This window comes from Actinoplanes sp. NPDC049118 (genome assembly GCF_040648555.1).
Taxonomy (GTDB): Bacteria; Actinomycetota; Actinomycetes; order Mycobacteriales; family Micromonosporaceae; genus Actinoplanes.
This window is the reverse complement of record NZ_JBEZDY010000001.1, coordinates 1-12,454: the sequence shown is the minus strand read 5'-3', so window position 1 is coordinate 12,454 and position 12,454 is coordinate 1. Positions and strand designations below refer to the sequence as shown.

Annotated in this window: 11 protein-coding genes and 1 pseudogene; 6 read left to right on the top strand and 6 right to left on the bottom strand. The window is 74.3% G+C overall.

What is annotated here, in order from left to right; translation table 11 throughout:
- The first annotated feature begins 95 nt into the window (after nucleotides 1-95).
- On the top strand, nucleotides 96-605 hold the full coding sequence (locus AB0B58_RS00060) for a DUF732 domain-containing protein (RefSeq protein ID WP_360214786.1): 510 nt from the start codon (nucleotides 96-98) through the stop codon (nucleotides 603-605).
- Nucleotides 606-708: 103 nt separating this feature from the next.
- Nucleotides 709-1,722 carry a LacI family DNA-binding transcriptional regulator gene (locus AB0B58_RS00055; protein WP_360214783.1) on the top strand — a complete coding sequence of 338 codons (1,014 nt, stop codon included), beginning with the start codon at nucleotides 709-711 and terminating at the stop codon, nucleotides 1,720-1,722.
- On the opposite strand, the gene AB0B58_RS00050 is transcribed toward AB0B58_RS00055, so the two are convergent.
- Complete coding sequence (locus tag AB0B58_RS00050; protein WP_360214780.1) at nucleotides 1,723-3,573, bottom strand: hypothetical protein; 1,851 nt, start codon at nucleotides 3,571-3,573, stop codon at nucleotides 1,723-1,725.
- Nucleotides 3,570-4,178 carry a hypothetical protein gene (locus tag AB0B58_RS00045; protein ID WP_360214777.1) on the bottom strand — a complete coding sequence of 203 codons (609 nt, stop codon included), beginning with the start codon at nucleotides 4,176-4,178 and terminating at the stop codon, nucleotides 3,570-3,572. Before AB0B58_RS00045 ends, AB0B58_RS00050 begins: the two co-directional genes overlap by 4 nt.
- Before the next feature lie 90 nt (nucleotides 4,179-4,268).
- On the opposite strand from AB0B58_RS00045, the gene AB0B58_RS00040 reads away from it, so the two are divergent.
- Nucleotides 4,269-6,995 carry a LuxR family transcriptional regulator gene (locus AB0B58_RS00040; protein ID WP_360214774.1) on the top strand — a complete coding sequence of 909 codons (2,727 nt, stop codon included), beginning with the start codon at nucleotides 4,269-4,271 and terminating at the stop codon, nucleotides 6,993-6,995.
- Nucleotides 6,996-7,006: 11 nt separating this feature from the next.
- Here the strand turns inward: AB0B58_RS00040 and AB0B58_RS00035 are convergent, their stop codons facing one another.
- Nucleotides 7,007-7,585, bottom strand: coding sequence for a sigma-70 family RNA polymerase sigma factor (locus tag AB0B58_RS00035; protein ID WP_360214771.1), 579 nt, complete (start codon nucleotides 7,583-7,585; stop codon nucleotides 7,007-7,009).
- A gap of 170 nt (nucleotides 7,586-7,755) precedes the next feature.
- Here AB0B58_RS00035 and AB0B58_RS00030 point away from each other — a divergent pair, with 170 nt between their 5' ends.
- Complete coding sequence (locus tag AB0B58_RS00030) at nucleotides 7,756-8,112, top strand: PadR family transcriptional regulator (RefSeq protein ID WP_360214768.1); 357 nt, start codon at nucleotides 7,756-7,758, stop codon at nucleotides 8,110-8,112.
- Nucleotides 8,109-9,284: a hypothetical protein gene (locus tag AB0B58_RS00025; RefSeq protein ID WP_360214765.1), complete on the top strand. Its 1,176-nt coding sequence runs from the start codon at nucleotides 8,109-8,111 to the stop codon at nucleotides 9,282-9,284. Before AB0B58_RS00030 ends, AB0B58_RS00025 begins: the two co-directional genes overlap by 4 nt.
- Here the strand turns inward: AB0B58_RS00025 and AB0B58_RS00020 are convergent, their stop codons facing one another.
- From AB0B58_RS00020 to AB0B58_RS00010, 3 genes are all read right to left on the bottom strand, one after another.
- A complete protein-coding gene (locus AB0B58_RS00020) occupies nucleotides 9,285-9,794 on the bottom strand; it encodes an SRPBCC family protein (RefSeq protein WP_360214762.1) in 510 nt (169 codons plus the stop codon). It abuts the gene before it with no gap.
- Nucleotides 9,795-9,955: 161 nt separating this feature from the next.
- On the bottom strand, nucleotides 9,956-10,855 hold the full coding sequence (locus AB0B58_RS00015; protein ID WP_360216191.1) for an LD-carboxypeptidase: 900 nt from the start codon (nucleotides 10,853-10,855) through the stop codon (nucleotides 9,956-9,958).
- 173 nt (nucleotides 10,856-11,028) lie between these two features.
- On the bottom strand, nucleotides 11,029-12,198 hold the full coding sequence (locus AB0B58_RS00010) for a helix-turn-helix domain-containing protein (protein ID WP_360214759.1): 1,170 nt from the start codon (nucleotides 12,196-12,198) through the stop codon (nucleotides 11,029-11,031).
- A 95-nt stretch (nucleotides 12,199-12,293) separates the two neighbouring features.
- Here AB0B58_RS00010 and AB0B58_RS00005 point away from each other — a divergent pair.
- Nucleotides 12,294-12,454, top strand: a pseudogene (locus tag AB0B58_RS00005) (ferredoxin reductase); the annotation flags it as partial.

Here is a 12,454-nt window from a genome sequence, read left to right as displayed (position 1 = left end):
CCCGGGGGTCCTTTCCGCCGTCCGTGGGCGAGCCGCCGTTTCGCACACCCGCTCCGGCTAGGGTCTGCCCCGCACTACTCGGACGAGCGGGGTGGATGATGGCGCAAAGATGGCTGGTCGCGACGGTTCTGCTGGTCGCGCTGAGCGGATGCGGCGACGACGCCGACACGAAGCCGGCGACCGTGCCGGCGCCGGCGATCAGCAGCGAGGCGCCCGCACCCTCGGCCCCGGCGGTCGCCGCCGGCCGCACCGCGGCCGCGCCCACCGCGACGGCCGCACCGCGGTCCGGCTCGCAGCCCGCGACGCCGCCCGGCCCACGCTCCGGCCACCGGGCCGCGAAGCCGCGGACCGTCGCGACGGGTACCTCGGGGTTCGTCGCCGCGGTGCAGAACCGGCTGCCCGAGGTGGCGGTCGATCACCGGGACGAGGAGATCGCCGAGATCGCCGGGCAGGCGTGCACCTCCCTCGCGGCCGGCGAGGGCGCCGGCACCATCGTGGCCGGTACCGAGCGGTTCGGCACCGACGAGGAGACGGCGCACAAGTTGATCAAAATGGCCATCGACAACGTCTGCCCCGATCAGGACCGCCGCATCGAGGAGTTCTGACGGCCGGCGTCCGAAATATCTCCTGACAACTTTCGAAACTTCTTGGAAACCCCGGGGCGGGTGATCAGACTGTGGCTTCCGGCGAGCCGAGGAGGTGGCCGCGGTGGCACGCTGCACCCTGGCGACGATCGCCCGCGAGGCGAACGTCTCCGTGCCGACCGTTTCCAAGGTCCTCAACGGACACAGCGACGTCGCCGCGCACACCCGCGCCGTCATCGAGCGGCTGCTCACCGAGCACGGCTACCAGCGGCCGAGGTCGCCGCGGCGGAGCAACCGCCGCGGCGAGTTCATCGACCTGGTCATCAACGACCTGGACAGCCACTGGGGCCTGGCGATACTGACCGGTGTCGAGCAGGTGGCCGAGGAGGCCGGCCTCACGCTCGCGGTGTCGGCCGTACACAACCGGGCCAGCCTGACCCGGCGCTGGCTGCAGTCGCTGCTGTCCCGGGCGTCGCAGGGCGCCATCCTGGTCCTCTCCGATCTGGACGAGGAGCAGCGCGCCGAGCTGGCCCGGCGGACGCTGCCGTTCGTCCTGGTCGACGGGGTCTCCGCGCCGCCGCCGGACGTGCCGTCGGTCGGCACGACCAACTTCGCCGGCGGGTTCGCGGCGACCGAGCACCTGATCGGTCTCGGGCACACCCGGATCGCGGCGATCGGCGGCCCGGAGTCGCTGCTCTGCACCCGCGCCCGGGTGGCCGGCTACCGGTCGGCGCTCGAGGCCGCCGGCCTGAGCGCCCACCGCGACCTGGTCCGCTACGCCGCCTTCCACCACGACGGCGGGCTGGAGGCGGCCCGGCGGCTCTTCGCGCTGGCCGAGCCGCCGACGGCGATCTTCGCGGGCAGCGATCAGCAGGCCACCGGCGTCTACTCGGCCGCCCGGGAACGCGGACTTCGGATACCCGAACAGTGCAGCGTGGTCGGCTTCGACGACCTGAGCTTCACGCCGTGGATGGCGCCGGCGCTGACCACCGTGCGCCAGCCGCTCCGCGAGATGGGCGTCGCGGCCGCCCGCATGCTGCTGCGGGTGATAAACGGTGAACGGCTGGACAGCCACCGGATCGAGCTGGCGACCACGCTGGTGATCAGGGAGAGCAGCGGGCACCGGGCCCGGAACTGATCAGTCCGGTCCGCACAGCGCGCGCAGCGCCGCGAGGCCGGGCAGCAGGAAGTACTCGCCGCCGCGGCACGTCACCAGCGGCCGGGGCACGCTCACGTACGCGGGCGGCGCCCCCGCCAGCAGGATCCGGGCCCCGGGCCCGCCGGCCGTGGTGAAGACGTCCTGCTCGGCGCCGCGCCCGAAGACGTTGCCGTCGGAGAGCCACTCGGTCTGGGCGAACTCGAACTGCCGGGCGAGGTCGCCGACGAGGGCGAGGAAGAGCAGCCCGCGCTCAGCACCGTCGTCGGCCGCGCCCGGCGGCAAATACGGCCCGTACGGGATGCCGCGGCGCAGCATCAGGTGCCGGCGGGTGAGCTCCCTGCCGCCGGGCAGCGAGTCGCGCGGGTTGGCCCGCCGCACGTGCGACCCGGCGGGACACGGCGAGAGCATCGCGCCGTCGCGCCGACGGCCGACCAGCCCGGCGGCGACCCCGTCCGCGCCGTCGGCGAACGGCCCGGCGGCGGCCTCGGTCATCTCCCGGAACGCGGGCACGTCCTGCTCGAGCTTGCGGTACACCAGGAAGCTGCCGTTGCGGATGAGCGCGGCCGGCAGGTCGCGGCCGGCGACGTCACCGTCCACGTCGGGCAGACCGAGCACGAACTCGCCGGCCGGCAGCACCTCGCCGGAGCCGTCCCTGCCGTAGCCCGCGACCCGCGGCTGGGACAGCCCGTCGGCGAAACCGAAGTGCTCGACGAAGGTCCGGCCGTCGCCGTCCGGGCCGGGCATCCGCCGGCCCCGCTGCTCGCCGACGACCCGCACGCCGCCGCTGTCCGCGACGTCGCGCCGCAGCCGTTCGAGCCACGGGTCCAGCTCGGCGTCGCCGGTCGCGGAGAGCAGCAGGACCACGTCGACCGCGCCGGGGCCCGCGAACGGTCTGCGCCAGGGCTCGGTGCCGCGCCCCGGCGACAGCCGGTCCTCGCGGGCGTACATGCCCTCGCGGAACTCCTCGGGCAGCGCGGTGAGGTCCGCTTGCGGCACACCGAGCCGGGACAGTCCGGAGTGGCTGATGCCCACGTGCAGGGCCCGGTCCGGCCGGCCCGGCAGGGCGGCCGGCGTCACCTCGGACGCCACCGCGCCCAGCCAGCGCCGCGCCCGGTGTCCGGAGGTGATCCGCAGGTGCAGGTGCGCCGCGACGCCGTGGTCGCCGTATCCGCGCAGCACCAGCCCCTGCACGTCCGCCGGGTCGAGCTCGGCCGGCGCCGGTTCCGTCGCCCTGCTCGCGGGCGCCTCGGTGGCCGTGTGGAAGCGCCGCAGCAGGGCGTCGTCGGAGACGTCGCTCGCGGTGGCGGCGAACGCGGCGAGCTGGCGGCGGAGCAGGATCGCGTCGCGGATCTCCGTCACGGTGCCGTCGGGCGCGCCGGCGAAGGTGTAGTCCGCCCGCACGCTGCGCTCGGCGAAGAACCCGACGAACGGCCCCTCCTCGTCGTGCCGGGGGTAGCCGGTGCAGTCGCCCCAGACCGCGTCGGCGTCTGGGCCGAGGTGGCGCAGCCGCCGGAAGAAGTCCGCCGGTTCACCGTCGACCGTCGCGGTCATCAACAGGTACGGGTGCGGCAGGTCGTCCGGGCGCGGGCCCCGCCCGAAGTGCGCGACCAGGTCGAGCAGCCGCGCCCGCCGGCGCCAGACCGCCGGCCGTTGCTGGCGCACCGCGTGCTCGAGCACGAGCAGCCGGGCGAAGTGGACGCCGGGCACCTTCGCGAAGGGACTGTCCTTCTCGTACGCACGCAGCCGCTCGCGCACCGCGTCCGCGCGACCGTCCTCGATGCGGGCGAAGACGGTCACGGACCGGGTTCCGGTCCGGTATCCGATACTCATGACCCTGCCTCCCAGCTGTACAGGTCTTCCTGCACCTCGTCGAGGAACCGGCGCCACGCCTGCGGAAACGCCTCCGGCGCGGTGTCGCCGATGTGGCGCTCGAACGCGTCGCGGACCCGCAGCGCGGCGGCGATCTCGGTGACGCCGGAGTCCGGGTACGCGGAGTAGTAGTGCCCGACCGGCAGGTCGTTGGCGGCGATGTAGCGGCGGAACGGCCCCGGCGGCAGCGCCCCCGGGAAGCCGAACGACCAGCCCCAGATCAGCGCCATCCGCTTCGGGATCCTGATCGAGAACGCGTCGATGTACTTGCTCCAGGCGCCGTTGAAGTCGCTGCGGAACAACAGGTACGCGTACCGGGAGCGGCGCTGCTGGCCCGGGAAGCGGGAGATCACCGACCAGTGCGCGAAGTGGATGAACGACATCTGCTTGAGGTCGCCCGGCGCGCCCATCAGGTGACGCAGGAAGAGGATGCCGCGCAGGAACCCGGTCCAGCGGCGCGGCATCGGGGTGAGTACGGTCAGCGGTGTTCCGCGGCCGCCGATCGGGGACAGGTAGGAGCCGTCGCGCGGCTCGCCGACGGACGGCGTACCGGTTGTCTCGATCATGATGATGATCCTTCAGGAAAGATCAGCCGATCGGCTGCGCCGATTCGGTGCGATAGCCACGCGCCTCCGGCACGGGAATACACTCGGCCGATGATGCTCGGACGGACCGCCGAACGTGCATTGATCGACGCTCTTCTGACAGGTGCGCGAGCGGGCCGCAGCGACGCGCTGGTGATCACCGGCGAGCCCGGCATCGGCAAGACCACTCTGATCGGCTACGCGATCGAGAACGCCACCGGCATGCGCGTGCTCACCGCCCGCGGTTACGAGGACGAGTCGGAGATACCCTTCGCCGGCCTGGCCGACCTGCTGCGCCCGGCGCTCGACGGACTGTCCGGGCTGCCCGCACCGCAGGCCGCCGCGCTGCGCAGCGCGCTGGCTCTCGGGCCGCCCGTGGCCGGCGACCGGTTCACGGTGTGCGCCGCCACCGTCGGCATCCTGGCGGCCGCCGCCGAGTCCTCCCCGCTGCTGATCGTCGTGGACGATCTGCAGTGGCTGGACGCCTCCTCCCGGGAGGCGGTGCTCTTCGCCGGCCGCCGCCTGCACGCCGACGGCATCGCGCTGCTGATCGCGACGCGCAACCCCGCCGACGCCGCCGACCTGCGCGCGTCGCACGTGGCGCTGGCCGGCCTGTCCGTCGACGACGTCGGCGAGCTGTGCCGGGCCACCCTGCCCGCCGCCCCGCCCGGAGCGGCCGCGCGGCTGCACGCCGCGACCGCCGGCAACCCGCTCGGCGTGATCGAGCTGAGCCGCGAGCAGCCCGACCCGGCGGGCGTCGGCGTGACCGCGCCGTACGTGCCGCCGGGGTCGCGGATCGAGCGGGCGTTGCAGGCCCGGCTCGCCGAGCTGCCGGGCGACACCCGCCGCGCCCTGGTGCTGGCCGCCGCCGCGGTCGGCGGCGACACCGGGATCCTGCTGCTCGCGGCGGAGGCGTCCGGGCTGCACCTGCGCGACTTCGCGCCGGCCGAGACCCAGGACCTGATCACCATCGACGACCGCCGCACCGAGTTCCGGCACCCGCTGCTGCGCTCGGTGGTCTACCACGCCGCCACGATGGACGACCGCTGCGCCGCTCACAATGCACTGGCGGCCGCGCTCGCCGACATACCCGGCGACGCGGCTGCCGACGCCCGCGCCTGGCACCTCGCCGCGGCAACGCTCTCCCCCGATGAAGACGTGGCAACGTTGCTGCAGCAGGCGGCGCTGCGGGCCAGCAGCCGCGCCGGGTATGTGGCGGCGGCCCGCGCGTTCGGGCAGGCCGCCCGCCTCAGCCGCGGCCCGGACCGGGCCCGCCGGCTGTTGCGCGCGGCGCGCTGCTGGCAGCTCGCCGGGCGCAACGATCAGGTGCTCTCGCTGCTCGACGAGGCGCTGCCGCTGACCACCGAGCCGAGCCGGCGCGCCCTGATCCACCACATGAGCGCCTACGTCCGGATGTGGCGCGAGCGCCCCGACGGCGTGCTGGAATTCCTGGTCGCGAGCGCGGAGGAGGTGGAGGAGGCCGACCCCGGCCGGGCCGCGCTGATGTACTCCGACGCCTGCATCCCGTACTTCATGGTCGGCGACATAGAGCAGTTGCAGGCCGTGGTCCGCCGCGGCCACGAGCTGGCCGCCCGGGCCGGCGGGGCGCCCCAGCTGGTCGCCGCGGTCGCGCTGGCCGGCGGCCTCACCCTGGCGGGCGAGCGCCGGGCGGCGGACGAGCTGCTGCGGCGATGTCACCCCGACCTGATGCGGGCCGATCCCCTGGTACGCGCACAGGACCTCTGCCACGCCGCGCTGACCTGGATCTGGCTGGAGGGTTTCGACCAGGCCGCCGAGCTGCTCGACCGGGTCGTCGCCGCCGCGCGGTCCGCCGGCGCGCTCGGCGTGCTGCCGCAGGCCCTCGGCATCTCCTCGGAGCTGCACTTCCGTACCGGTCGCTGGCACGACGCGCGGGCCAGCGCCGCGGAGAGCCTGCGGCTGGCGAGCGAGACCCGCCAGGCGGACCTCTACGGGTTGTTCTTCACCGGCCGTCTCGACGCGGTGCAGGGGCGCGCCGACGACTGCCGCCGCCGGGTCGAGCGGACCGTCGAGGTGGCCGAGCGCCTCGGCGTCGACTGCATGGCGCTCTACACCGGTCACGAGCTGGGCCTGCTGGCCCTGAGCCAGGGCGAGGCGGGCGAGGCGATCACCCATCTCGAGGCCGTACGCGCGTTGCCCGTGGCCGCGCACATCCGGGACCCGGCCGTGGTGCCGTGGGTGTTCGACCTCGTGGAGGCGTACATCCGCGACGGCCGGCCGGACGCCGCGCGGGAGCTGCTCGACGCCCAGCAGGCCCGCCCGGGCGGCATGTGGGCCGACGCGGCCGCGGCCCGGTGCCGGGCGCTGCTGGCCGGACCGGAGGAGATGGACGGGGCGTTCAAGGTCGCGCTGGAGTCGCTGGGCTGCGCCCTCATGCCGTTCGAGCGGGCACGCACCGAGCTGTCGTACGGCGAGCGGCTGCGCCGGCAGCGGCAGCGGGCACAGGCGCGCAAGCACCTGCACGACGCCCTGGAGACCTTCACCCGGCTCGGCGCGCAGCCCTGGGCCGAGCGGGCCCGAGGTGAGCTGCGCGCCACCGGCACCACGGTCAGCCGGTCCGCGGACGCGCTGCCCCGGCTCACCCCGCAGGAGTTGCAGGTGGCGCTCGTGGTGGCCCGGGGTGCCACCAACCACGAGGCGGCGGCCACCCTGTTCCTCAGCCAGAAGACCATCGAATACCACCTGAGCAACATCTACCGCAAGACGAACATCCGTTCCCGCACCGACCTCGCGGGCATCGCGGGCGCCGTCACGGCCTGAGGGGCTCGCTGTCAGTGCCACGCGTGCGCCCCGAGGCCGTTGCCCTCGAGCGAGACCCGGAGCTTGCGCAGCGAGCGCATCCGGGTCGGCCCGATGCTGCCGATCGGGATGCCCTTGCGGCGGGCGAGATCGGCGTACGCGGGCGCGTCGTTGCCGCTCAGCGTCACCACGAGGTCGCGGGCCGGGCCCGGCAGCGAGTTCACGTGCTGCCAGAGCAGGTCGTTCATCCGCGCGTCGACGGCGACGCGCTCCGGGTGCGGACCCCGGTCGTCGAGCTGCTCGGCCCGCAGCTCCAGCCCGGGCACCTCGCGCCGCCCGACGCGCATCTGCTTGAGGCATTCCCGGCGGGCGATGGTGGCCACCCAGGAACCGACCTTGTCCGGGTCCCGCACCTCGTCGAGGTGCTCGAAGACCCGCAGCCAGGTGTTCTGCACGACGTCCTCGGCGTCCGCATCCGGTAGCCGGAAGGACCGCACCGTCCACCAGACCAGCCGCTCGAACTGCCGCACGAACCTGTCCGCGGCGTGCGTGTCGCCCGACAGCGCGTCGCGGATGGTCTCCCGGGTGCCGTCGTACTGGTCGATCGTCATGATCGCGCCTCCCCTACGATCCTGGCCCCGCTCGCCTGCCGAGGGAGCCGATGGGACCCGAATGACGTTAGGGATTTGCGGACCCCCTGAGATCCGGGCGGCACCCTGGGGTTGGCGGGGCGGGCACCCTGGGGTGGCCACATAGTCAGATCACCTCTATATTGCATGTCGTGACTACGTCCATGCGTGAGCCGACCTTCTGGATCCTCACCGTCCTCGCCTCGGCGCCCCACCACGGCTACGGTCTCATCCGCGAGGCCGCGCGCCTCTCGGACGACCGGGTGCGGCTACAGGCGGGCACGCTCTACGCCGCCCTCGACCGGCTCGGCGCCGAGGGCCTGGTCGAGCTCGACCGCGAGGAGATAGTCGACGGCCGGGCCCGGCGCTACTACCGCCTGACCGACCGGGGTGCCGCGGCCCTCGACGCCGAGGCGGCACGGCTGCGCGCCAACGCCGAGGCCGCCCGGGTCCAGCTCGCCGCCCGCAAGGGCTTCGGGCCGGCGACCGCGACCATGGCGAGCGCATGACGGGCGACATGGCCCGCCCCGGGGACGGGCCGCTCGAGCGCCGCTACCGGCGGCTGGTCCGCGTCTACCCCAGGGGCCCACGCCGCGAGGAACTGCTCATCACCCTCCTCGACTGCGCCCCTCCGGACCGGCGGCGACCGACCGCGCGCGAGACCGCGAACGTCCTCCGCCACGGGCTGCGCGGCCGCCTCGGGCGGCCGAGGTCACGCGCCGTCGTCGTGCTCGCCACCCTCGCGGCCCTCGTCGCCGGCTGCTTCGGCGCGGCCGCGATGTCGGTGCTGGGCTGGCAGTTCGCGCCGAGCCTGACCGGCGTCGTCCAGGCACAGGGCATCGATCGGACGGTCTTCCCCGGCATGACGGTCGAGGGCTGCGAGAGCGGGTCGGAGCTGACCTACTCCGAGCACTGCGCCGACATGCCGCCGTTCATCCCCAACCCGGACCACGAGGGCACCCGCTACGGCTTCCTCGAGTACCGGGTGGCGCCGACGCCCGCGACGCTCGACCACCTGACCTTCACGAGCGGGGTCCGCGACCGCCTGGTCGCCGACGGCTGGCGCATCGGCTCCGGCATCCGGGTGCACCAGGGCCTCGACGACCTCGACACGAGCGTGCTCGACGGCACCAGCGCGCCCTTTCCGGGCGACGAGGTCGAGACCGCGGTGCGCGAGGCGACCTTCTGGGCTACCCGCGACGGCCTCGTCCTGGAGTTCTTCGACGCGACCGGCACGGACACCCCGGGTGGCGTCGCCGACCCGTCGGTGACGGCCCGGTTCACCGTCGCCCGCGCGGCGCCCTGGTGGCTCTGGGGCATGACGGCGGCCGGCGCGCTGCTCGGCGCCCTGACCGGCTGGCTGGTCGCCGGGTGGATCAGCCGGCGCACCGAGGGCGACGGGGTCGCGTCCTTCGCCGCCGCCATCCCCGCCTGGCTCTGCGCCCCGCTGCTGACCCTGGGCGTCCTACCGCTCAACCAGCAGGTGGGCCGCCCCTGGGAGGAGGGCCTCTTCGTCGGGCTCTACGCCAAACTGGCGCCGTGGCCCGACCTCGGCTTCGACACCGTCAATCCCGTCGCCGCGATGGCGATCTGCGCGATCTCACCGGCCCTGCTCGTCGCGGCGGCGGTCAGGAGGAGTCCGGACGGCGAGGGGCTGCGCGGTGACCACCTGCCGGGCTGATCAGCGCGGACCGGTCCCGGTACGCAGCGCCTCGAAGTAGGGCTTCATCGCCGGGTAGTAGTCGTCGAAGCTCCGGGTTGGCAGGCCGTCCCGGGACGCCACCAGCATGTCCAGGTAGTACTCCCAGCCCGGGCCCATCTCGCCGGGCTTGTCGGTGGCCTCGAGGTGGTGCACGAGCCGGAGCTCGGTCCGGCCATCGGCGTGCGCCAGCAGCAGCTCGATCCGGCTGCTGCCGGACTCGGCGTTCATCGACAGGGCCAGGCGCCGCGGCGGGTCGCACGCGTCGATCCGCACGTCGAACCACGGTGCCTGTTCCTCGAAGGCCATCTGCATCCTGATCATGCGGCCGGGCGCGGCGTCGCCCTCCCACGGCCCGAACCACCGGGCGGTGCGGTCGGACTCGGTCACGCTCGCCCACACGTCCTCGATGGACGAGCGGAACGTGCGGCTGACGACGAGGTCGGTGCCGTCGGCGGTCGCGATGAGCTGTCCGGTGGGTTGGTCGACCATGCCGTGTTTCTCCCGTCGTTGACCCGTCGTTCCGCGCCGGCGGCCCGGACGAACCGGTCGAGCCACTCGATCATCGCGTTGCCCGTCTGGCAAGGCCCGGTGCCGCCGGTTCACCCTCCGGAGACCGTTCGGCGGCGGCGCCCCGGCGCGGGCCGCGCGCGTCAACCGGTGACACCGGGCGCGACGGTCAGGGTGCCCGCCGCCGTGTCCATCGTGGCCTTCACGCCGAGCGGCACGGTGAGCTGGCCGTTGCCGTGTCCGACCCGCAGCCCGCCCAGCACGGGTACGCCCAGGTCGCCGACCCGGTCCTGCACCGCGGTCGCCGCGCTCCACGTGCCGGAGTTCGCGGCGCTGGTGAACTGGCCTATCGCGATGCCGGCGATCCGGTCGAGCACGCCCGCGCGGCGCAGCTGGGTGAGCATCCGGTCGTAGCTGTACGCCGCCTCGTCCACGTCCTCGAAGAGCAGGATCGCGCCCTCCAGGTCGGGGAGGTCACGGGTGCCGATGGCGGTCTGCAGCATCGTCAGGTTGCCACCGAGCAGCCGCCCGGTCGCCGTGCCGGGTACCACCACCGCGGCGCTCGGCTCGGCGGGGTCGCGGGTCAGCACCGCCGGTTCGGTGGTCATGATCGCCCGGCGCAGCGACTCGATCTCCACCGGGCCGGTGCGGGCGTCCGTCCAGTTCACCATCGGGCCGTAGAAGGTCACCAGCCGCGCGCCCTGCCAGAGGCGGCCCATCAGCGAGGTGAGGTCGCTGAAGCCCACGAAGACCCGCGGGTCGCGACGAACGGCGCCGAGGTCCAGCCGGTCGACTATCCGCTGGGTGCCATAGCCGCCGCGGGCCGCGAAGACGCCGCGGACCCCCGGGTCGGTGAAGGCCGCGTTGAGGTCCGCCAGCCGGTCGTCGTCGGTGCCGGCCAGGTAGCCGTGCCGGTCGTCGACGTGGGCGCCGACCTCGACGATCAGGCCGAAACCCTCGAGGATCTCGATGCCGCGCGCGAGGCGGGCGTCCGGCGGATAGCCCGGGGCGATCACGCGTACCCGGTCACCGGGGCGCAGCATCGGCGGTTTCACGGTCCGGCGGGGTGCGGCCCGCGCGGGGGCGGCACCGGCCACGAGCGTTCCCCCGCCGGCGACCGCGGCACCGAGCAGGGTACGGCGAGTCAGCTCCATCTCCGGCACGTTCGTCGCTCCCGCCGGGGACGGTCAAGAGTATCGATGAGAGGCGACAGACCCTATGCCAGGGCGACGGTGAGCAGCAGCAGCCACTGCGGGTCGCGGAGGCGATCGCCGTACAGCTCCCGTACCCGGGTCATGCGGTAGCGCACGGTCTGTGGGTGCACGAACAGCGCCGCCGCCACCTCGTCGCGGCGGCCGTGGTGCAGCAGCCAGCCGCGCAGCGTCTCGGCGAGCTTGGCGGCCGTCGGGGCGCGCTCACCGGCGAGCGGCGCCAGGGCCTTCTCCCGCAGATCGGCCAGCGCCTGCGGGTCGGCGCCCAGCACGAGCGCGACCAGGTGATCCTCGGTGTCGACCGCCGCCGCGCCGTCGCCGGGCGCGAACCGGGCGGTGCGCACGGCGCGGGCGAGCGACTCCCGGACCCGCAGCCACGGCCGCGCCGGGCCGACGATCGCGCCGCGGCCCGCCAGCAGCCGCATCAGGTGGGTCCGGGAAACGCCGTGCGCGTCCGGGACGAGCAGCACCGACGTCTCCTCCGGGCCGCCCTCGGCCGCCTGGAGGGTGCGGGCGTCGAGCAGCTCCAGCGCCGCGCGGGCAGCGGGCTCGGGCACCAGGACGGCGGTCAGGGTCTGCGGCGGCGCCCACTCCGCCCGTTCGGCGGCCGCGGTGGCCGCGGTGGCCACGTGCTCGGGCTCGCCGGCCAGCAGCACCTGGGCGAGCCGTTCCAGGTGCCGGCGGCGGGCCCGGCCGGAGGTGGCCAGCTCGTCGGCGTGCCCGGCGACGCTCGCCGCCGACAGCTCGTCGATGTAGGCGAAGACCAGCTCGGCGAAGTGCGCGATCGTCACGGAGTCCTCACCGCCCCGGACGCTGATCGCGGCCAGTTCGCGCCAGGCCACCCGGGCACCGAGCCGGTACGCCCCGAGCAGGGCGTCCAGGCTGCGGCCGTTGCGCGCCTCGCCCCGGCCGAGCGCGTAGGCGGCCTCGAGCGCCGGGGTGAGCGGCGAGCCCGCGGCCGCGCGGGCCGGCCGGGACACCAGGTTCAGGAAGGTACCCAGGGCCGCCCGGACCGCCTTCTCGATCTGCGGGCCGAGCGGGCCGCTGAACGCCTCCGCGTACGCGGGCACCCCCTGGGTGATCGCCTCAACCGTCTGCGTGGCGACCGTGGGCAGGGCATGCTTCAGGGGCGCGACCGCCTCCGCGGACAGCCGGAAGTATTGAGCATCACTCACAATCGCCTCCACTTGTTCGCTGCGAACAATAACGCCGGCCCGATTCACGTAGATCAGGTCAGGCGTTTACCCCGGAAACGCCGCACGCTTGTGGCATGGCGGTAACCCAGACCCTGCGATCGGGCGCGTGGCGCGTCGTCGAGCTGTTGACGACGCCCCTCGTGCCGGCCGACTACCTCGACGTGGTCGCGCCCCTGCGCAACGCCGGCGTGCTGCGCGCGAGGATCGAGGCCGTCCGGCCCGAGACCCGCGACAG

Bases quoted from the DNA above. Each gene is read 5' to 3' on its own strand.
- AB0B58_RS00045 (WP_360214777.1), bottom strand. From the start codon at position 4,178: ATGATCGAGACAACCGGTACGCCGTCCGTCGGCGAGCCGCGCGACGGC.
- AB0B58_RS00050 (WP_360214780.1), bottom strand. From the start codon at position 3,573: ATGAGTATCGGATACCGGACCGGAACCCGGTCCGTGACCGTCTTCGCC.
- AB0B58_RS00060 (WP_360214786.1), top strand. From the start codon at position 96: ATGATGGCGCAAAGATGGCTGGTCGCGACGGTTCTGCTGGTCGCGCTG.
- AB0B58_RS00025 (WP_360214765.1), top strand. From the start codon at position 8,109: ATGACGGGCGACATGGCCCGCCCCGGGGACGGGCCGCTCGAGCGCCGC.
- AB0B58_RS00040 (WP_360214774.1), top strand. From the start codon at position 4,269: ATGATGCTCGGACGGACCGCCGAACGTGCATTGATCGACGCTCTTCTG.
- AB0B58_RS00035 (WP_360214771.1), bottom strand. From the start codon at position 7,585: ATGACGATCGACCAGTACGACGGCACCCGGGAGACCATCCGCGACGCG.
- AB0B58_RS00020 (WP_360214762.1), bottom strand. From the start codon at position 9,794: ATGGTCGACCAACCCACCGGACAGCTCATCGCGACCGCCGACGGCACC.
- AB0B58_RS00015 (WP_360216191.1), bottom strand. From the start codon at position 10,855: ATGCTGCGCCCCGGTGACCGGGTACGCGTGATCGCCCCGGGCTATCCG.